This is a genomic window from Shinella sp. G-2 (genome assembly GCF_050172695.1).
GTDB lineage: Bacteria > Pseudomonadota > Alphaproteobacteria > Rhizobiales > Rhizobiaceae > Shinella.
Genome location: NZ_JBBEYH010000016.1, coordinates 1 through 20,955 on the forward strand (window position 1 = coordinate 1; position 20,955 = coordinate 20,955).

13 protein-coding genes are annotated in these 20,955 nt (G+C 67.2%); 2 read left to right on the top strand and 11 right to left on the bottom strand.

Going from position 1 to position 20,955, the window contains the following annotated elements; genetic code table 11:
- The first annotated feature begins 132 nt into the window (after positions 1 to 132).
- Positions 133 to 1,410: a GGDEF domain-containing protein gene (locus tag V8U06_RS20130; RefSeq protein WP_427142207.1), complete on the top strand. Its 1,278-nt coding sequence runs from the start codon at positions 133 to 135 to the stop codon at positions 1,408 to 1,410.
- On the opposite strand, the gene V8U06_RS20135 is transcribed toward V8U06_RS20130, so the two are convergent.
- The gene (locus V8U06_RS20135) at positions 1,395 to 8,204 is read right to left on the bottom strand and encodes a hypothetical protein (protein WP_427142208.1); all 6,810 of its coding nucleotides are present in this window, start codon (positions 8,202 to 8,204) and stop codon (positions 1,395 to 1,397) included. The two genes, V8U06_RS20130 and V8U06_RS20135, sit on opposite strands and share 16 nt — an antisense overlap.
- A gap of 128 nt (positions 8,205 to 8,332) precedes the next feature.
- Positions 8,333 to 9,238: a hydrogen peroxide-inducible genes activator gene (locus V8U06_RS20140; RefSeq protein ID WP_427142209.1), complete on the bottom strand. Its 906-nt coding sequence runs from the start codon at positions 9,236 to 9,238 to the stop codon at positions 8,333 to 8,335.
- 123 nt (positions 9,239 to 9,361) lie between these two features.
- Between V8U06_RS20140 and katG the strand changes: the two genes are divergently transcribed.
- Positions 9,362 to 11,545 carry a catalase/peroxidase HPI gene (katG, locus tag V8U06_RS20145; RefSeq protein ID WP_427142210.1) on the top strand — a complete coding sequence of 728 codons (2,184 nt, stop codon included), beginning with the start codon at positions 9,362 to 9,364 and terminating at the stop codon, positions 11,543 to 11,545.
- Positions 11,546 to 11,601: 56 nt separating this feature from the next.
- Here katG and V8U06_RS20150 read toward each other — a convergent pair whose 3' ends face one another.
- The 9 genes from V8U06_RS20150 to V8U06_RS20190 all read right to left on the bottom strand — a co-directional run bounded on the left by V8U06_RS20150 (position 11,602) and on the right by V8U06_RS20190 (position 20,918).
- On the bottom strand, positions 11,602 to 13,557 hold the full coding sequence (locus tag V8U06_RS20150) for an FAD-dependent oxidoreductase (protein ID WP_427142211.1): 1,956 nt from the start codon (positions 13,555 to 13,557) through the stop codon (positions 11,602 to 11,604).
- Positions 13,558 to 13,559: 2 nt separating this feature from the next.
- Complete coding sequence (locus tag V8U06_RS20155; protein WP_427142212.1) at positions 13,560 to 13,919, bottom strand: cupin domain-containing protein; 360 nt, start codon at positions 13,917 to 13,919, stop codon at positions 13,560 to 13,562.
- A gap of 21 nt (positions 13,920 to 13,940) precedes the next feature.
- On the bottom strand, positions 13,941 to 15,326 hold the full coding sequence (locus V8U06_RS20160; protein ID WP_427142213.1) for an NAD(P)/FAD-dependent oxidoreductase: 1,386 nt from the start codon (positions 15,324 to 15,326) through the stop codon (positions 13,941 to 13,943).
- Positions 15,327 to 15,342: 16 nt separating this feature from the next.
- Positions 15,343 to 16,458 carry an ABC transporter ATP-binding protein gene (locus tag V8U06_RS20165; protein ID WP_427142214.1) on the bottom strand — a complete coding sequence of 372 codons (1,116 nt, stop codon included), beginning with the start codon at positions 16,456 to 16,458 and terminating at the stop codon, positions 15,343 to 15,345.
- Between the two features lie 3 nt (positions 16,459 to 16,461).
- Complete coding sequence (locus tag V8U06_RS20170) at positions 16,462 to 17,247, bottom strand: ABC transporter permease (RefSeq protein WP_427142215.1); 786 nt, start codon at positions 17,245 to 17,247, stop codon at positions 16,462 to 16,464.
- A gap of 3 nt (positions 17,248 to 17,250) precedes the next feature.
- Positions 17,251 to 18,108, bottom strand: a complete 858-nt coding sequence (locus V8U06_RS20175) for an ABC transporter permease (RefSeq protein ID WP_427142216.1) — start codon at positions 18,106 to 18,108, stop codon at positions 17,251 to 17,253.
- 88 nt (positions 18,109 to 18,196) lie between these two features.
- On the bottom strand, positions 18,197 to 19,234 hold the full coding sequence (locus V8U06_RS20180) for an extracellular solute-binding protein (protein ID WP_427142284.1): 1,038 nt from the start codon (positions 19,232 to 19,234) through the stop codon (positions 18,197 to 18,199).
- Positions 19,235 to 19,314: 80 nt separating this feature from the next.
- The gene (locus tag V8U06_RS20185) at positions 19,315 to 19,932 is read right to left on the bottom strand and encodes a helix-turn-helix domain-containing protein (protein ID WP_226922351.1); all 618 of its coding nucleotides are present in this window, start codon (positions 19,930 to 19,932) and stop codon (positions 19,315 to 19,317) included.
- Positions 19,933 to 20,015: 83 nt separating this feature from the next.
- A complete protein-coding gene (locus V8U06_RS20190; protein ID WP_427142217.1) occupies positions 20,016 to 20,918 on the bottom strand; it encodes a LysR family transcriptional regulator in 903 nt (300 codons plus the stop codon).
- Positions 20,919 to 20,955: the final 37 nt, after the last annotated feature.

Sequence of the window (20,955 nt, forward strand, 5' to 3'; positions counted from 1 at the left end):
CTCGGGCTTCATTCACCTCATCGCAGCGATGATATGGATGCAGTGAATGTCGATCCGTCCTAGGGTCCGGCCTGTGTGCTGCGCCGTCCGCAGGACCGAAAACGATCTCCGATCCGGAGGAATGCGTTCGCGATGGATGCGAAAACCATATTCACGATGGCCTCGATCATGGTGCTGGCCAATGGAGCGATCCTGACCGCCATGGGGCGGGAGCTTCCCGCGAACCTGCGGCCGGCCGCGAGCCATTGGTGCACCGGCACGCTGCTGGTGGCGCTTGGCTGCGTCGTCTTCGCTTTCGGTGAGCCGTTGCCGCGCGCGGTCATGCTGTCGCTTGCCAATGCTGCCTTTGCTTTCGGCCTGACCGCCTATTTCGTGGCGATCCGCCGCTTCCTCCAGCTGGAGGTGAAAGCCTGGCACGTGTTGCCGGGCATCGTGGCAACTGCCGCGGTCTTATGGTTTTCCGCCGTCGAGCCGAATTTTCAGTTGCGCATGGCCGCGGTCTCGCTGGTCTGGGTCGGTCTGATGGCGATGAGCGTGAAGGACCTGACGAACCGTTCGCGCGGTCATGCCTCGCTGGCGCGCTCGATCCTGGCGGTCCTGTTCACGGCGGTCGGTCTCTATTCCGCTGCGCGCGCCATCGTCTATCTTTTCGGAGACTTCCCTGAGGATTTTGCGGTCGAAGCCGGCGGCAACTGGCTGAACGTGCTTTCCGCGCTCCTGCTGACCATGCTGCCGGTGATGGGGACGACGGCCTTCCTGCTGATGTGCTCGGATCGGCTGCGGCGCGGGCTGGAGCGCGCGGCGGCCACCGATTACCTGACGGGCCTGCCGAACCGGCGCAGCCTCGCCCAGGCGGGCAGCGACGCCTTTCTCGAGGCGAGGGCGGAGGCTGGCGCTTTCGCCCTTGCCGTCTTCGACGTCGACAAGTTCAAGGCGATCAACGACACATATGGGCACGAAGCCGGCGACCGCGCGCTCGTCCAGATCGCCAACAGCCTGAGCGGGGAATTGCGCCCCGGAGACATGCTTGCCCGGACGGGCGGCGAGGAATTCGTCGTGCTCTTCAGCGAAACGCGTGAAGCCGATATTCCCGCTCTTGCCGAGCGGATGCGCGCGGCGGTCGAACGCGCCGATTTCCGGCTGGACGGCAGGCGGGTCGCGCTGACCGTTTCGGCGGGTGTCGCCTTCGCCCAGCCGGACGATGCCGGCTATGACGATGTGCTGCGCCGGGCCGATGGCGTGCTCTATCGCGCCAAGTCGAACGGGCGCAACCGGGTGGAGATTGCTTCTTCCGCCGCGACGGCGGGACGTATGCTCATCGCCGCGCCGCCCGCCTTGGCGGTGGAGGACTGCCCTGCACCGGGTACAGACCCGAAGACCGGGCCTGCTCCGGCTCAGATTTCCAGATAGGACGAAATGATCGCGGCGATATCGTTCTGCGGATCGCTCGAACCCTGCGGCGCTTCCGGCGTGCCTGCCACCTCGTCGGTGGACGGTGCGACGGTGTTGCCGGTGTCGGCAGCCATGAAGCTGAAGCCGGAAACGGCCGGGCCGCGCGGCAGGGCCTCGATCTGCGCGGAGGTCATGGCGGCAAGCTGGCCGGGCATGAAGGCGTTCGCCTGTTCCGCGGTGAGCCCTGCCAGAGCTGCCGTGCTGAGACCGACGACGGCATTGGAGCTGAGCGCCAGAATATCCTCGACCGAGAAGGTGGCGAGATCGTCCGCGCCGAGCGCTGCCGCCTGCGTCGCCGTCAGCGCACCGACCTGATCGGTCGAGAGCGCGCCGACCTGCGAAGCGCTCATGGCGTTCATCTGGCCATAGGTGAGGGCGGCGATCTGGGCCGTGGTCAAGGCCGCGACACTGTCCGTCGAGAGCGCGCCGATGACGCCGGACGAGAGGCCCTTCACGGCCGATGCGCTCATGGCGGCGAGCTCTTCGGTGGAGATCGTCTGCATCTGCGCCGTCGTCAGGCCGCTCGTGCCGGGGGCGCTGAGTGCCGCGATCTGGGCGAGCGAGAAGGCTTCGACCTGATCCGTCGAAAGCGCGGCGATCTGGGCGCTGCTGAGGCCGGCAATGGTGCCCGTGCCGAGGGCCGCGATGTCTTCGCGCGAGAGCGCGGCCATATAGGCCGGCGGCAGGCCCTTGATGGCGCCCGAGGCGATGGCGGCGAGCTTGCCCGGCGAGAAGGTGTCGAGCGCTTCGCTGGACAGGCCGCCGAGCGCGGCGGCCGTGAGCGCCGCGATCTGGCTGGAGGTGAAGGCATCGGCCTGCTCGAAGGAAAGGCGCGCAGCCTGCAGACCGGTGAGGCCGGCAATGCCGTTGGCGCTGAGCGCCGCGACCTGTCGCGGCGTCAGGGCCGCGATGTCTTCGACCGCGAGCGCGGAAACCTGTTTGGAGCTCAGCGCGCCGATCTGCGCACCGGAGAGGACGGCGATCTGGCTGGGGCTCAGCGCCTCGATCTGGTCGGCCGTCAGGCCGCTGATGCCGGCCGGGCTCAAGGCCTCGATCCGCTCGGCGGGGAAGCCGGCGATGATTGCGGGCGAAAGGCCGGCAATGGCCGCCGAACCGATGGCCGCGATTTCCGCCGACGTGAACAGCCCGATTTCACCGGCATCGAAGGCGGCGATCTGCCGTGAGCTGAAAGCGGCGATCTGGGTGGCGGTCAGAGCCTCGATCTGGCCGGCGCTCAGCGCAGCGATCTGATCGCTCGAAAGGCCGGAGACGCCCGCGGTGCCGAGGGCGGCGATCTGCGCGTTGCTGAGGAGCGCGATCATGCCCGTGGACAGGCCGGTGATCGCCCGCGAACCGATCGCCCCGATATCGGCGAGCGAGAACAGGGCGAGATCGTCGGCACTCAGGGCGGCGATCTGCCGCGAATTGAAGGCCGCGACCTGCGTGCTGGTCAGCGCCTCCGCCTGGGCGGTGCTGAGCGCGTCGACCTGTTCGGTGCTGAGGGCGGCGATGCCGTCGGTGCTGAGGGCGGCGATCTGGTCGGGCGAAAGCGCTGCGATGTCGTCGGTGCCGAGGGCGGCGATCTGGGTGGAGCCGAGCGCGGCCATCTGGAGGCTCGTCAGCGCCTCGAGCTGCCGGCTGCTGAGGGCGTTGACCTGGGCGCCGGTGAGGCCGGCCGTGTTGATCGCGGCGATCTGGGCGGTGGTGAGCGCGGCAATCGCCGCGGTCGGCAGGCCGGCAATGGCGCGCGAGCTGATCGAGCCGATTTCCCCGCTGCTGAAGGTTTCGAGCTGCGCGGTGCTGAAGGCGGCGACCTGCGCGGAGCTCATGGCGGCGATCTGCGTGCTCGTCAGCGCTTCGGCCTGGGCCTGGGAGAGGGCGGCGATCTGCGTCGTGGTCAGGCCGGCCGCGCCCGCTGCGCCAAGCGCACCGATCTGCGTCGGCGACAGCGCCGCGATGTCGTCCGTGCCGAGCGCCGCTACCTGCCGGGAGCCGAGGGCACCCAGTTGCGCGGTGGTGAGCGCTTCGACCTGCGCTGTCGAAAGGGCCGCGATCTGGTCGCTCGTCATGCCGGAAACGCCGGCAGCGCCGAGCGCGGCGATCTGGTTCGTCGTCAGGGCGGCGAGCGTTGCCGTCGAAAGACCGGAGATGGCGCTGGAGCTGATGGCGGCCATGTCGGCAAGCGAGAAGGTGGCAAGCTTGCCCGTATCGAGGGCGGCAAGCTGGCGGGAGCTGAGTGCGGCGACCTGTGTGGAGGTGAGGGCTTCGGCCTGGGCGCTGGTGAAGACGGCGACCTGCTCGGGCGTGAGGCCCGCAATGGCGCTGGGGCTCAGTGCCGCGATCTGCGCTGGCGACAGCGTCATGATGTAGCTCGGGCCGAGAATGGCGATCTGTCGCGCGCCGAGGGCGCGCACCTGGTCCGGCGACAGGGCGTCGATCTGCTCGCTGGTGAAGGCGGCGATCTGGCGGGGATCCAGTCCGCTGATGGCGCCCGTGCTGAGGGCGGCGATCTGCGCGGTGGTGAGCGCGGCGACGGCGGCCGTCGTGAGGCCGCCGATGGCCGATGAACCGATGGCGGCGATCTCGCGGGGCAGGAAGGTGGCGATCTCGTCTGTCGAGAAGGCGCCGAGCTGCTCGGCGCTCAGCGCGCCGATCTGGCTGCTCGTCAGCGCTTCGGCCTGCGCGAGGCTGAGGGCGGCGATCTGTTTCGTCGTCATGCCCGGTACGCCGGTGGAGCTGATGCCGGCGATCTGCGCGGTCGAAAGCGCCGCGATCATGTCGGTCGAAAGGCCGGTAATGGCGCTTGCGGAGATGGCGCCGATCTCTTCCACGGAGAAGGTGGCGATTTCCTCGGGCGCGAAGGCGGCAAGCTGTGCGCCGCTCAGCGCGCCGATCTGCGCGCGGGTCAACGCCTCGCTCTGGGCAAGGCCGAGGGCGGCGATCTGCTGGGTGGTCATCGCTGCGATGGCGGCGGTGCTGAAGGCGGCGATCTGCGCGGTCGAGAGCGAGGCGATGGTTGCCGCCGACAGGCCACGGATGGCCGTGGCGCTGATCATCGAGATTTCCCTCGTGGTGAACGTGGCAAGATCGTCGGTGCCGAATTCGGCGATCTGGTCCGGGTTGAGCGCACCGATCTGGGCGCTGTTCAGCGCCTCGGCCTGCGCGGTGCTGAGCACCGAGAGCTGGCGCGAGGTGAAGCCTGCGATGCTGCTCGCATTGAGGGCGCCGATCTGGGCCGTGGTGAGGGCGGCGATCTTGTCCGTGCCGAAGGCCGGGATTTGCGCGGAGGTGAGCGCGGCCATCTGCTTCGTGCTGAGCGCGCCGATCTGGCCGGAGCTGAGCGCGGCGATCTGGCTGGCGGTGAGACCCGAAATGCCCGATGCGTTGAGCGCGGCGATCTGGGACGTCGACATGGCGGCAACGTCGCTGGCATTGAGCGCCGTGACCTGGCCGGAGGTGAGCGCGCCGACCTGGGCTGTGGTGAGGGCGGCGACCTGGCTCGGGCTGAGCGCGCCGATCTGGCCCGGCTGCAGCCCGGCGACGGCGGCCGCGCTGAGGGCGGCGATCTGTTCGGAGGAGAAGGCCTTGACGTCGTTGTCGAGGGCGGCGGCCTGCGCGGCTGTCAGCACCTTGAGCTGCGCGGTGGAAAGCTGGCCGACCTGCAGCGAGCTGAGGGCCTCGATCTGGGCGGCCGTCAGGCCGGTGAAGGAGGCGGTGGTGATGGCGGCGATCTGCGCGGAGGTCAGCGCGGCGAAGGTGCCCGGCGCAAAGCCCGAGACCGCCCGGTTGGTGAGGGCGGCGATCTGTTCGGACGACAGCGCCCGGACGTCCTGCGGGTCGAGCGCCGAGAGCTGCGTGGACGTGAACGCGTTGATCTGCGCGGTGGTGAGCGCCGCAAGCTGGGCGGTGGAGAGCGCATCGACCTGATCGGCCGTCATGGCGGCGAGCGCCGTGCGGTTCAGGGCGACGATCTGGCTGGTGCTGAGGCCGGCCAGGGCTTCGCCCCTCAGCCCCATGATGGACTGGTTGGAAAGCGCGGCGATGTCGTCCACCGAGAAGGTGGCGAGGTCGGCGGCGCTGAGGGCGGCGAGCTGGGCGGAGGTCAGGGCCTTGACCTGCGCCGATGTGAATGCCTCGACCTGCGCGGTCGACAGCGCCTCGATCTGGTCGGGCCTGAGGCTCGGAATGATGTTGGTGGCGATGGCCGCGATCTGCGCCGGGGTCAGCGCAGCGAGGAAGCCGGGCTCCAGGCGGGTGATCTGCGTCGGAGAGAGGCCGCCGATCTGCGTGGCGGTCAGTGCGGCGATCTGGGCGGCGGAAAGGGCGGCAAGCGTCGCGGTGCTGAGGCCGGGAACGGCCTTGGCGTTGATCGCCGCCATGTCCTCGGGGCTGAATTCGGCAATGCCTTCAGGGCCGAGTGCCGTCAGCTGGCGGGCGCTCATGGCGCGCACCTGGTCGGGCGTGAAGGCCTCGACCTGAGCGGCGCTGAGGGCGGCGATCTGCGCGGTGGAAAGGCCGCCGACGACGTTCGGGCTCAATTCGGCGATCTGCTCCGGCGTCAGCGCGGCAAGCGCCGAGGTCGGCAGGCCCATGATGGCCTTGCTGCTGATCGCGGCGATCTGTTCCGGCGAAAGGTCGGCAAGCGCGGCCGGATCGATGGCGGCAAGCTGGCCGGAGGTCAGTGCGGCGACCTGCACGGTCGACAGCGCCTCGATCTGGAGAGTGCTCAGCGCGCGCATCTGGGCCGGTGCGAGGGCGGCGAGCGCGGCCGTAGAAAGAGCGGAGATCTGTTCGGGCGAAAGATTCGCGAGGGCTGCCGAGCTGATGCCGGAAACGGCGCGGTTCTGCAGCGCGGCCATGTCGGCCGTCGAGAAGGTCCCGAGCGCGTCGGCGGAGAGCGCGCGAAGCTGCGTCAGGTTCATCGCCCGCACCTGCGCGGGCGTGAAGGCTTCGACCTGTTCGGTGCCGAGGGCGGCGATCTGGTTGGAGCGCAGAACGCTGATCTGGGCGGTGGTCAGCGCCATGATCTGTTCCGTGCTGAGCCCTGCCAGCGCATCGGTGCCGATGCCGACGACGGCATTGTTCTGGATCGCCGCGATATCTGCGTTGGAGAAGGTGCGCAGGGCGTCGGCGCTGAAGGCCCCCATCTGGACAGCCGTGAGCGCCCTGATCTGGGTCGGGTTGAGCGCTTCGGCCTGTTCCTCGCTGAGGGCGGCGATCTGCTTCGACGTCAGGCCGGCGATGGTCTTGACGGGAAGCAGCGCGATCTGCTCGGGCGTCAGGCCGGCAATGGCATCGGTGCTGAGGCCGGAGAGCGCGTTTGCCGAAAGCGCGGCGATATCCTGCGGGGAAAAGACGGCGATGTCGTCGCTGTCGAAGGCGGCAAGCTGCTGGGCGGTGAGGCCGCGCACCTGTTCCGGCTGGAAGGCCTCGATCTGCTCGCGGCTCATGGCGTCGATCTGGTCGGCGGTCAGGCCCCGGACCGCGCTGCTGGAAAGCGCGGCGATCTGGGTCAGGGAAAGGGCTTCGACACTGTCGGTGGTCAAGGCGGCGATCTGCCGGGCGTCAAGGGCGCCGATCTGCGCCAGCGTCAGGGCGCCGATCTGTGCGCTGCTGAGGGCTGCAAGCGCCGCCGGGCTCAGGCCCTTGATGGCCTTGGCGGATATGGCGGCGATATCTTCGGGGGACAGTTCTTCGATCGTGCTGGCGCTGAAGGCCGAGATCTGCGCGGCGTTCAGCGAGCCGATCTGCACCGGCGTCAGGGCCGCCACCTGCTCGGGTGTGAATGCGGCGACCTGTGCGGTCGTGAGGCCGGGGATCGCCTGCGGGCTGAGGGCGGCGATGAATTCGGGAGAAAGCGCCGCGATCTTGTCGGTGCCGAGGCCCGAGAGCGCGCGGCTGGAAATGGCGGCGATATCCTCCGGCGAGAAGGTTTCGAGATCGTCCGCGCCAAGGGCGGCGATCTGCCCGGCGGAGAGTGCGCCGACCTGCTGGGGCGAGAGCGCTTCGATCTGGTCGGTGTTGAGTGCGCCGATCTGCCAGGATGCAAGACCCGTGATGGCGCTCGTGCTGAGGGCGGTGATCTGTGCTTCGGAGAAGGCCTCGAGCGCACTCTTGCTGAGTGCCGCGATCTGTGTGGGCTTCAGCAGGGCGATCTGGTCGGTCGTCATCGCCCGGATCTGGTCCGGCGTGAGCCCGGCCGCCTGCGCCTGGGTGAGGCCGGCCATGGCAAGGGGCGTGATGGCGGCGATCTGATCACTGGAAAGCGCCGCGAAGGCCGCCGTGCCGAGGCCCTGCACGGCCTTGTAGCTGATCGCGGCCATGTCCTCGTTCGAGAAGGTCACGAGGTCGGCGGTGGAGAAGGCGGCGATCTGGGCCGCACTGAGGCCGCGGATCTGCGAGGCGGTCAGCGCCTCGGCCTGTTCGGGCGAAAGCCAGCCGAGCTGTCCGGCGCTCATGGCGGCGATCTGGTTCGACGTCAGGCTTTCGATCTGGCCGGTGGAGAACCTGTTGAGCATGCCGATCTGGTCGAGCGACAGGCCGACGATGGCGCTCTGCGAGATCGCGCCGATCTGCCCGGCGCTGAGGATGCCGATATCGTCCGTCTCGAGCGCGGCGATCTGTCTTGAGGAGAACGCGCCGATCTGGCTGGAGGAAAGCGAGGCGACGTCTTCCGTCGTCCAGCGCTGGATCGCGTCTGTCGTGAGCTGCCGAATCTGGCTGAGGCTGAGCGAAGAAACGATCGACGTCATGGCAAAGTCCTGGAAAAACAAACGAAGAAAACACACGATCTGGCAGCCTGCTCGATACAGGGATGAGCTTGCCTGAACCTGTAGGTGTGGCTTCGCCTGCCGGACGCGCGCTGCGTTTGCCGGGCGGGTTACTTTGCGCGGCGCATCGTCCCGCACGAGTGGCGCACCACCCCGGCGATCTCGCGCAGCTGACGGGCGAGCGGCGTCGAGTTGCGCCAGACCATGCCGATGGTGCGCGAGGGGGAGGGCGGCGGGAAACGGGCGATGGAAACCGGCGCCGAACGCGTTTCCACCGGTACGGCCATTTCCGGTATCAACGTGACGCCGATTCCGGCGCCCACCATCTGCACGAGCGTGGAGAGCGAGCTGCCCTCCATGATCTCCCGCGGCCGCGCCGAGCCGACGCGGCAGAAAGAGAGCGCCTGCTCGCGGAAGCAGTGACCTTCCTCAAGCAGCAGGAGCCGCATTTCACGCAGGGCATCCCGTTCGGGTACCGGCCGGCCCTCGTCGTCGCTGTGGCGGACCAGTACGAAATCCTCCTCGAACAGCTTGAGTTCGGTGAGCGAGGGTTCGGAGACCGGCAGCGCCACGATGGCAAGATCGAGTTCGCCCTGCAGCAACTCCTGGAGCAACCTTGCCGTCTGCGTTTCGCGCACGTCGATCTGAATACCGTCGAAGGCGGAGGTGAGATCGTTTATGATGGCGGGCAAGAGATAGGGCGCGACGGTGGGGATGATGCCGATCCTCAGCCGCGCAAGGAAGGGATTGCGTGCGGCGCGGGCAAGTTCCCCCAGTTCGTCCACAGCCCTCAGGATGTCGCGGGCGCGGTGGGCGAAGGTCTCGCCGAAGGCGGTCAGCTTCACGTCCCGGGCGCTGCGCTCGAACAGATCGTTGCCAAGTTCCGCCTCCAGCTCCTTGATTTGCATGGAGAGCGCGGGCTGAGAGATGGCGCAGGCCTCGGCGGCAAGCCGGAAACGGCCATGCCGGGTCAGGGCCTCGAAATAGCGAAGCTGCTTGAGTGTAAGGTTCGTCATAATGAAAACTTATCGTAGCGATCAGTAAATCCAACTTAAATTTATCACACGCTTCCGATATGAGGAACACAAGGCAAGCGCTTCCTTCGGAAAGCCTGACCACCGACACAACAGGAGAAAACCATGGACCAGAAAACTGACACCGCCGGCAAGTGTCCCGTCGCCCATTCGGTAACCAAGGGTCGGTCGAACCGCGACTGGTGGCCGAACCAGCTGGACGTTCAGGTCCTGCACACCCATTCCAATCTCTCCGATCCGATGGGCAAGGACTTCGACTACGCCGAAGCCTTCAAGTCGCTCGACCTCGACGCGCTGAAGCAGGACCTTCGCGCGCTGATGACCGATTCGCAGGAATGGTGGCCGGCCGACTTCGGTCACTATGGCGGCCTCTTCATCCGCATGGCCTGGCACTCCGCCGGCACCTACCGCACCACCGATGGCCGCGGCGGCGCCGGTCAGGGCCAGCAGCGGTTCGCCCCGCTGAACTCGTGGCCCGACAACGTCAACCTCGACAAGGCCCGCCGCCTGCTGTGGCCGATCAAGCAGAAATACGGCAACAAGATCTCCTGGGCCGACCTTCTGATCCTCACGGGCAATGTCGCCCTGGAATCCATGGGCTTCAAGACCTTCGGCTTCGCCGGCGGCCGCGCCGACGTCTGGGAGCCGGAAGAGCTTTACTGGGGCCCGGAAAACACCTGGCTCGGCGATGAGCGCTATAGCGGCGAGCGCCAGCTTGCCGAACCGCTCGGCGCCGTGCAGATGGGTCTCATCTACGTCAATCCGGAAGGCCCGAACGGCAATCCGGACCCGCTCGCCTCGGCCCGCGACATCCGCGAGACCTTCGCCCGCATGGCGATGAACGACGAAGAGACCGTGGCGCTGATCGCCGGTGGTCATACCTTCGGCAAGACGCACGGCGCGGGCGAAGCCACCCATGTCGGCGCCGATCCGGAAGCCGGCGACCTGGAAGCCCAGGGCCTCGGCTGGAAGAGCACGTTCAATTCGGGCGTCGGCAAGGACGCGATCGGCAGCGGTCTGGAAGTCACCTGGACGTCCACGCCGACCAAGTGGAGCAACAACTTCTTCTGGAACCTGTTCGGCTACGAATGGGAACTGGAAAAGAGCCCGGCCGGCGCGCACCAGTGGGTCGCCAAGGGCGCCGGCGCGACGATCCCGGACGCGTTCGATGCTTCGAAGAAGCATCTGCCGCGCATGCTCACCTCCGACCTCGCGCTGCGGTTCGATCCGATCTATGAGACGATCTCGCGCCGGTTCCTGGAAAACCCCGACCAGTTCGCCGATGCCTTCGCCCGCGCCTGGTTCAAGCTGACCCACCGCGACATGGGCCCGAAGGCCCGCTACCTCGGCCCGGAAGTTCCGGCCGAAGACCTGATCTGGCAGGACGTCATCCCGGCCGTCGACCACCCGCTGGTCGACGCGAAGGATATCGCCGACCTCAAGGCCAGGGTTCTCGCTTCGGGTCTCTCGGTGCAGGAACTGGTCTCCACGGCCTGGGCTTCCGCCTCGACCTTCCGCGGTTCCGACAAGCGCGGCGGCGCCAATGGCGCGCGCATCCGCCTTGCCCCGCAGAAGGACTGGGAGGTCAACCAGCCGGAACAGCTCGCCAAGGTTCTCGGCGTGCTGGAAGGCATCCAGGCGGACTTCAACGCGGCCCAGACTGGCGGCAAGAAGATCTCGCTCGCCGACCTCATCGTGCTGGCGGGTGCCGCCGGTGTGGAAAAGGCGGCGAAGGCCGGCGGCCATGATGTCACCGTGCCCGTCACGCCCGGCCGTATGGATGCATCCGACGCGCAGACCGACGTCGCATCCTTCGCGGCGCTGGAACCCCGTATCGATGGCTTCCGCAACTACGTCAACGCCAACCGCATGCAGTTCATGAAGCCCGAGGAAGCGCTGATCGACCGCGCCCAGCTGCTGACGCTGACCGCGCCGGAACTGACGGTTCTCGTCGGCGGCCTGCGTGTCCTGACGGCCGGCCAGCCGGAGCACGGCGTCCTCACGACCCGTCCGGAAGCGCTGACGAACGACTTCTTCGTCAACCTGCTCGACATGGGCACCGTCTGGTCGCCCGTCGCCGGCCAGCAGGGCGTCTATGAAGGCCGCGACCGCAAGACGAACGAAGCCAAGTGGACCGGCACCCGCGTCGACCTGGTCTTCGGCTCGCACGCCCAGCTGCGCGCCTTCGCGGAAGTCTATGGCTCGGCCGACGCCGGCGAGAAGTTCGCCCGGGACTTCGTCGCCGCCTGGACCAAGGTCATGAACGCCGACCGCTTCGATCTCGTCTGATCGACCCGGTTTGCCGAGAAAGACGCCGCGGATATCCTCCGCGGCGTTTTCCTTTGTCAGAGCGCCGCTCCGATCTTCAGGCCCTCGTAGACGGCTTCCTCGGCGGTGCGTGGGGCAAGGCTGTCGCCGATGACGTGCACGTCTGGCACGAGATCGCGCAGCGCCTCGCCAAGATCGTCCACCGGTTCGTGGCCCAGACAGAGCACCAGCGTTTCCACATCCTCGAAGAGGATCGGCTCGCCGCTGGTGGCGTGCTGCATGTAGAGCGTGCCCCCGTCGCCGCCATAGAGGCGGGCATAGGGTGTCACGCGCACGCCGATACGGTGCAGTTCGGCGGCGAGGTTGTCGCGCACATAGAGCGGCAGCAGCTCGCCGGCATGGGTTCCATTGACGGCGAGATCGACGCTGCAGCCCTGGTTGGTCAAGAGTTCTGCGATACCCGGGCCGATCCAGTCGCAGCGCCAGTCTGCGACGACGACGCGCCCGCCCGTCTTGACCTCCTTGCGCAGCACCTGCCAGGCATCGACCACCTGGATGCTGTCGTCGATGGGGATCTCCGGCCGATAGGGCCGCGCGCCCGTCGCGAGGATCACCGCATCCGGCCGTTCCGCCGCCACGAGCGCCCGGTCGACGCGCACGCCGCGCTGAACGCGGACATTGGCAAGCGCCACCTCGTGGGACAGGTTGGTGACGATGCCGCCGAATTCCGCGCGGCGCGGCAATTGCTGGGCAAGAAGCGCCTGACCGCCGAGCTGGCCGGCCGCTTCGTAGAGCGTGACCTTGTGGCCGCGTGCGGCGGCGACCGCGGCCGCCTTCAGCCCCGCCGGCCCGCCGCCGACGACCATCACGGATTTCGGCCTTGCGGCCGGCGTCAGCGTCCCGAATGTCAGCTCGCGGCCGGTTTCGGGGTGCTGGATGCAGGAGATCGGCACGCCGCGATGGAAATGGCCGATGCAGGCCTGGTTGCAGGCGATGCAGGCGCGGATGTCGTCCGTCCGGCCCTCCTGCGCCTTGCCGGGCATGTCGGGGTCGCAGATCATCGCCCGTGTCATGCCGCAGACATCGGCCGCGCCGCTGGCAATGACCGTCTCGGCCTCCTGCGGCTGGTTGATGCGGCCGGTCAGGAATACGGGAACAGTGAGCGCCTTGCGGAATCGCGCGGCATCGCCCGCAAGATAGGCGGCGCGATAGGCCATGGGCGGCACGATATGCACCGCGCCGCCGAGCGAGGCGGAGGTGCCTGCGGTAACGCTGACATAGTCGAGCAGCGGTTCCAGCCGGCGGCAGATGTCCAGCGCCTCATCGTCGGCCAGCCCCGCCTCGTCCCGCTCGCCGCTGCTGATGCGCATGCCGATGACGAAATCGTCCGAGGTCGCCGCGCGCATGGCCGAAAGCGCCTCGGCGGCAAAACGCAGCCGGTTTTCCAGCGTGCCGCCATAGGCGTCCGTGCGGCGGTTGACGCGGGCGTTGAAGAACTGCGCCGGCAGGTAGCCGTGGCTCGCGACGAACTCCACGCCATCGACGCCAGCCGCATGCATGCGCCGGGCCGCCGCGGCATAGCCGGCGACGATCTCGTCGATCATGCGCTTGTCGAGCGCGCGCGGCATGACGCGGAACCGTTCGTTCGGCGAGACGGATGGCGCATAGGCGACGGTCAGGAGGCCGTCGCCGCCCTCCATGATCTCGCGGCCGGGATGGAAGAGCTGCGAGAAGAGGACGCAGCCGTCCGCATGACAGAGGTCCGCAAGCCGGCGATAACCCGCAATGCAGTCGTCCTCCGTCGCCATCAGCATGTGCGAGGTGTAGCGCGCCGTCTCGTGCACGCCCGCCACCTGGCTGACGATCAGCCCCGCGCCGCCCTTCACGCGTGCGGCGTGATAGGCGAGCAGGGCCTCGTTGACGAGGCCGTCGGTCGGCAGCGTCGTATCATGGCCGCTCGACATGATGCGGTTCTTCAAGACGACGCCGCGGATTTTCAGCGGCTGGAAGAGATGCGGGAAGGCGTCGGTCATCGTCAGACGCCGCCGGCGACCATGGTGTAGATCTTGCGCGTGCGCTCGTGGATCGTCCATTCGCCGCGCCAGCCGTGCGGCAGCACGAACATCTCGCCCGCGCCGATGTCACGGCTGGTGCCGTCGCCGTTGTGCAGCGTCACGCGGCCGGTGAGGATATGGCAGATCTCCGCGATCTTGGTACGGTCGGCGGTGAAGCGGCCGGGCGTGCATTCCCAGATGCCGGTCTCCATGTTGCCGTCCGGGCTCGTCCAGAGCACGGCGGTCGCCTCCTGCTGCTCACCCTCGAAGGAGGTGGGCTTGGGCGCGAAGGCGCCGATATCGAGGCTGAGGAGATCGCCGAAATTCTCGACATGGATCATGGGACTATTCCTTTGAGACTGTCAGTGGCCGGTAATGCGGTCGGCGATGGCCGCGAGCCGCGAGGTGTGTGGCAGGCCGTCGAATTCGCGTTCGTCGGCAATGCGATAGAGCTGGTACATGGAATGCACGCCGAGCCAGCGGAACGGCTCCGGCTCCCATTTGCGCACCGTGCGATTGACCCAGGGCAGGCGCGTCAATTCGGTGTCGCGGCCGAGCACGAGGTCGGTCAGCGTGCGGCCGGCAAGGTTGGAGGAGGAGACGCCGAGGCCGACATAGCCGCCCGCCCAGCCGATGCCGCTCGCCCGGTCGAAGCCGGCGGCCGTGCACCAGTCGCGCGGCACGCCGAGCACGCCGCACCAGGCGTGGTCGATCTTCAGCGATTTCGTCTGCGGTAGCAGGCGGGTGAGGATGGCGTGCAGCGCATCGATGGTCGCCTGCTGCGTCTGTCCGTTGACGTCGGTCTTCGAGCCGAAGCGATAGGGCACGCCGCGCCCGCCCATGGTGATGCGGCCCTCGCGGGTGCGCTGGGCGTAGCAATAGGCATGGGCGGCGTCGCCGAGCAGTTCATGGCCCGCCCAGCCGATCTCTTCCCAGAGCTTTTCCGGAACCGGTTCGGTGACGATCTGCGCGCTGTTGAGCGGCAGCCAGGTACGCTCCTCGCCGGGGAAGCCCGCGGTAAAGCCTTCCGTCGCGCGGATGATGACGGGTGCGCGCACCGTGCCGCGCTCGGTCGACACGCGGCCTTTCTCGAAACCCGTGACGGCGGTGCCTTCGTAGATCGAAACGCCGAGGCCCTCCACCACCTTGGCAAGCCCGCGCACCAGCTTGGCCGGTTGCACGCGCGCCGTGTCGCGGATCACGAAGCCGCCCTGGGCATTGGCGATGTTGATACGCTTCGCCGCCTCCGCGGCGGACAGCATCTGCAGGCGCTCGGCCGGCATCTGCCAGTCGAGATAGAACTGGTACTCCTCGCGGGCTCGCGCGAGCTGCGGTGCATTGGTGGCGACCGTGAGGTTGTCGGTGCGGATGATGTCGGCGTCGATGCCCTCGGCCTCGGTGACGCGGATCACCTCGTCCACCGTGCCGGCCATGGCGCGCTGCATGCCGATGACCGCCTCGCGGGTCGAGGTCTTCAGGTATTTTTCACGCGACCAGCCGAAGCCGCCGGAAAGCCAGCCGCCATTGCGCCCCGAGGCGCCGAAGCCGGCGAATTCGCGCTCGACGACGACGATGTCGAGGGCCGGATTGGCCTTCTTCAGATAGTAGGCGGTCCACAGTCCGGTATAGCCGGCGCCGATGATGCAGACATCGGCGTCGCGGTCACCCGGAAGGGGCGGGCGCTTTTGGGGAATGCCGCCGATATCGGCATACCAGAAGGAGATGTTGCCGTTGGTCTTGACGTCCATGGGATGTGCTTTCGGTTCAGGTCAGCGTCACGTCGGCGCTGGCATCGTCGGGGAGGAGGATGAGATCGGCAGGGGTGAAGGCGATGTCGACGGCATCGCCGATGGCAAAATCGGCCGCGCCGAGCGGGCTGCGCACGACCGCCACGGTGCCGTCCTTCAGTTTCACCTCGTATTTCGAACCGGAGCCGAGATAGATCGCCTCGGCGACGGTGCCGGAGAGGCGGTTTTCACCGGCAATGGTCTCTGCGCCGGGGCGTTTCAGCGCCACGCGCTCGGGCCGGAGCAGGATGACGGGACGCGCATCGCCGGCAAGGCGGCCGTTCGCAAGAACCTTCTGGCCGGCAATCGTCATGACCGTGTCGTTGCCCACGGCCTCGGCCGCGCCGCGCAGCACGGTGGATTCGCCGATGAAGCGGCCGACGAAGAGCGTTGCCGGGTTGTCGTAGAGTTCGCGGCCGGTGCCGATCTGCTCGATGCGCCCGCCATTGAAGACGGCGATGCGGTCCGACAGCACCAGCGCCTCTTCCTGGTCGTGGGTGACGTAGACGAAGGTGGTGCCGAGTTCGCGGTGGATGCGCTTGATCTCCAGCTGCAGCCATTCGCGCAGCTTCTTGTCGAGCGCGCCGAGCGGCTCGTCCATCAGGAGAAGCGGCGGATCGAAGACGAGGGCGCGGGCGAGCGCCACGCGCTGCTGCTGGCCGCCGGAGAGTTCGTTCGGGTAACGATGGGCGAAGTCCGCCATTTTCACCATGTCGAGTGCGCGTCTGACCCTCTTCTCCCGGTCGTCGCCCCTGATGCTGCGCAGTGCCAGCGGATAGGCGACATTCTTGCCGACGGTCATGTGCGGGAAGAGCGCATAGTGCTGGAAGACGACGCCGATATTGCGCTTGTGCGAGGGCAGGCCGGTGACGCTCTTGCCGCCGATCTCCAGCGCGCCGGAGCTGATGTCGGTGAAGCCGGCGATGAGGTTCAGCGTCGTCGTCTTGCCTGAACCCGAGGGGCCGAGCAGCGTCATGAACTCGCCGGGGCGGATATGCAGATCGATATCCTTCAGCGCCGTGAAGGCGCCGTAACGCTTGGAGGCCTTGCGGATTTCGATGGCGGCGCCGGCGGAGCGTTGGGGTGCGGTCATGGGTCAGGTCCTTCCACGGCGCATGCCGAAGAGCAGGCCGGCAATGATGATGAGCGACGTTGCGAGGAAAAGCAGGGTGCCGACGGCGGCGACGGTCGGGTCGGCATCGCGCGTGATCGACGTGTAGATCTGCACCGGCAAGGTCTTGAGATAGGGGCTTGTGATGAACAGGGCGACGATGATCTCGTCGAAAGACGTGATGAAGGCGAAGAGTGCACCCGAAAGCACGCCCGGCAGGATCAGCGGCAGCGTGACCGTGCGGAACACCGTCAACCGGTTCGCGCCGAGGCTGGCGGCGGCGGTTTCCAGCCGCCGGTCGAAGACTTCGAGGCTCGCCTGCACGGCGATCAGCACGAAGGGGATGGCGAGCATGGTATGCGCCAGGACGAAGCCGGTGACGGTGCCGACGAGATGGGCGTCGAGATAGACCGCATAGATGCCGATGGCCAGCACCACGCCGGGAACGACCATCGGGGTGATCAGCAATGCGCGCAGCAGCCCCCCGGTGCGTGCGGCGGCGCGGGTGACGCCGAAGGCGGCGAGCGTGCCGATGACCGTGGCGACGACCGCGACGATGAGGGCGATGATCAGCGAATTGGTGAAGCTCGTCGTCCAGTCCGGGTTGGAGAAGAAGTTCGCGTACCATTGCCAGGAGAAACCGTCCGGCGGAAAGGCGAGCGACTTGTTGCCGTTGAAGGACATCGGGATCACCACCAGCGTCGGCGCGAGCAGCAGCACGGCGACGAGCAGGCAGAAGAGACCGAGGAGGATGCGGGGAAGGGCGGACATGGTTCAGGCCTCCCTGCGCGACGAGGTGTGCTTCTGGCGCATCAGCGGAGCGGCTATGGCGAGCAGCACGAAGGTGGCGACGAGCAGCACCACGCCCATGGCGCCGCCGCGGCCCCAGTTCAGCAGGCTCAGCACCTGGTTCTGCACCAGCGAGGAGAGCATCGTGCTGCGCGGGCCGCCGAGCAGGGCCGGGGTGATGTAGAAGCCCAGCGACAGGATGAAGACGATGATGACGCCGGCATAGACGCCGGGCAGCGACAGCGGCACGTAGATCTGCAGGAAGGCGCGCCAGGGCTTTGCCCCGAGGCTGCGGGCGGCCTGCAGGAGACGCGTGTCGATGCCCTTCATGACGGAATAGATCGGCAGGATCATGAAGGGCAGCAGCACCTGCGTCATGCCGATGATGACGCCGGGCAGCGTGCGGATGAGCTTGACCGGCGACAGGCCGACGCCGCGCAGGAAGGAGTTGATGACGCCGGAATCCTGCAGGAGGATGACCCAGGCGAGCGTGCGCACCACGCCGCTCAGCCAGAAGGGCACGAGCACGCAGAGAATGAGGGCCAGCCGCACGTTCTTGCCCACGATGGTCATGGCATAGGCGTAAGGGTAGGCGCAGATCAGCGAGACGAGCGTCACCCAGGCGGCGACGACGAAGGTGCGCTGCAGGACGGTGCGGTTCACCGCGGACTGGAAGAACCAGACATAGTTGTCGATGCCGGTGGCCGGATCGGTAAACGAGCGCCACACGACGATGGCGAGCGGATAGGCGAGCACGAGGAGCAGCACGAGGACGGCGGGCGCGGCCAGCCAGACCGCGCCGCGCGGTCGCCATTGTGCCGGAAGGGCCGGTCTGTCGGGCATGTCGGTCAAGGTCGTCTCCCGTGGTTCGTCTGCGGCCGTGTCACCCCGCCCTGGCCGCAGGCCAGGACGGGATTTCTGCATTCAGTCCTCAGTTGCCCGAGAGCAGCGCGTTCCACTTCTCGGCGGCGAGGTCGAAGTTCTTCACCCAGAACGGAATGTTCTGCTGGTAACCCTGGGCGATGCGCTCCGGCGTCGAGGTGAGGAAGGCGGCCGTCGCGTCGTCGACCTTCGGCTTGGCGTCGAGATTGATCGGCGTATAGGAGGTCTTTTCGGTGAGGATCTCCTGCGAGCGCTGGCCGAGATAGGCGTTGAGCAGCGCATAGGCAGCATCGGTGTCCTTGACGCCGACCGGAATGGTCATCTGGTCCATGACGACCAGCCAGTCCTGCCAGACGGGGGCATAGGCGGCGCCGTTCTTCACGGCGGTCATGGCGCGGCCCGTCCACATCATGATCATGTCGGCTTCGCCGGATTCGGCGAGCTGCTGGGATTCGGCGCCCGTCTTCCAGTAGATCGTGTCAGGGCCGAGATCGCGCAGCTTCTGGATGCCCTTCTCGATGTCGTCGGCCGTCATGGCCTTCGGGTCGCCGCCGGTCGCCTTGAAGGCCTGCTCGATCAGGCCGCCGGTCGGATCGCCGCTGCCATCGACGGCGCGGGTGCCGGGGAACTTCTCCGTATCGAAGAAATCGAGCCAGTTCTTCGGCGGGTTGTCCTTGTAGGTCTCGGTCTTGTACATCAGGACGACGCCGTAGTTCATGGCCGGAACCGAGCATTCGCCGACCTGGCCCGGCGGGATCTTCGAGACGTCGAGCTTGGAGAAGTCGAGTTTCTGGAACAGCGTGCCGCAATGGACATAGGGCGGCAGGTCGGCGGTATCGACGACGTCCCAGGTGACGTTGCCGGCATCGACCTGGGCCTTCAGCTTGGCGATTTCCGTCGGCCCGTCATTGAGCAGCGTCACGCCGGATTTCTCCACGAATTCCTGCAGGGCGGCGACCTGGCCGTCCTGGTAGATGCCACCATAGGAGACGAAGGTCAGCGTCTTGCCCTTGAGCGAGCCTTCCGCCACCGCGCCGGCCACCGGCTTTTCCTGTGCAAACACCGGCAACGCCAGGGCGCACGTCATCGTCAGGGCGAGAGCCCTCGAAAATTTCCTCATCGCTGATTACTCCCAGTAGCGCTCGCTTCCAGTTGTTCCCGCCGCGGCTACGAGCCGGGCCGTGGCAGGTATTGGTCGAGGTCGGCCGCCACGCTGGTGGGCGGGGCGATCATCCAGATGACTTCCGCCGGTTCCGTGCCGATGTTTTCGGTCTTGTGCGGAACCGAGCTTGGATATTCGATGCTGTCGCCGGCCGACAGCACATGGCGCTCGTCGCCGAGGGTGAGTTCGACCGTTCCCCGGATGACGAAGAAAAGCTCGTGCGAGTCCCCGTGGCTGTAGGGTTTTGCACCCGTCGAGCCGCCGGGATCGAACTCGCCGATATAGACTTCCATGTCGCGGATCGGCCGGCGCGTCAGCAGCATCTTGCGATAGCCCTCGGCCGGCGGCAGCGCCGGACGTTCGGCCTTGCGCAGGACGCGGCCGACCGGCGGCTCGGCATCCTCGAAAAGGTCGGTGAGGCTGATGCCGAGCGCCTCGGCGATGCGCATCAGCGTGCTGATGTTGACGCCGCTGAGGCCGCGTTCAAGCTGGCTCAGGAAACTCGCCGTCGTGCCCGTGGCCTCGCCGAGTGCGCGGAGCGACATGCGGCGCGCGGTGCGGAAGGTCTTCACCTTCTCGCCGACGGCCCCCTGTTTCGCTGACGCAGTCACGAAATCGTCCATGGGTCACTCCTCACTTAACAACATATTAAGTGGAGGACGGATTAGCAACCGCGAATTTGGCGTTCGGGCGATTTTGTTTGAATCTACTCCGTCGTGGCCCGCAGCGCGCGCATGATCTCGTCGGCGAACATGGAGGCGGCGAGCGCCGGGCCGCGCTTTTCGCGCTGGACGAGGGAGAGCACGTTCTTGCCGAAGGTGCGGTCGCGGATCTGCACATAGGTCAGAAGGCCGTTGCGCTGTTCTTCCGCGATGTCGAACCGGCTGAGGAAGGCGATGCCGTCGCCGGCGGCGGCGAGGCACTTCATGGCCTCGATGGAATTGGTGAGGAAGGCGGGCTCCACGGCAAGCGCGGCCGCCGCGAAGGCCTCGGCGACGATGCCGTGGATGAGCATGGACTTTTCCGCGAAGATCAGCGGATAGGGTTCGCAGAAGGCGAGTGGCACGGTCTCCATGCCGGCGAGGGGATGTTCGGGCGAGACGACGGCGCCGAGCCGTGTGTCCATCTTCCAGAGGGTTTCGAGTTGCGGCGTTGCCGGCAGGTTGAAGGCGAGGCCGAGATCGGCTTCGCCATCGAGCACGGCCTGCACGATGTCGCGCACGAACATCACGCGGATGGAAATCTTCAGCCGGGGATGGCGGGCGCAGAAGCTCGCCGCCGCCTTCGGCACGATGCCGCCGGCAAGGCCGTTCATGGTGGCGATGATCACCTCGCCGCTCTGCAGGGTCTGGATGTCGCGGATTTCCGCCTCGACCTGGCTGTATTCCTTGATCGTGCGGCGCACATGGGCGAGCAGGATCTCGCCGGCCGGCGTCGGGCGCAGACCGCGCGGCAGGCGCTCGAACAGCGGTTCGCCGATCGCTTCCTCCAATTGCAGCACGTGCTTGTTGATGGCCGAGGGGGCGATGTTCAGCCGCTCGCCGGCCGCCCGGATCGATCCCAGCCGGGCCACCTCGTCGATATAGCGCAGCACGCGCGAATGCAGCATGTCGTCCTCCCCTTAGAGCTCTCGAAAAGCGTACGCT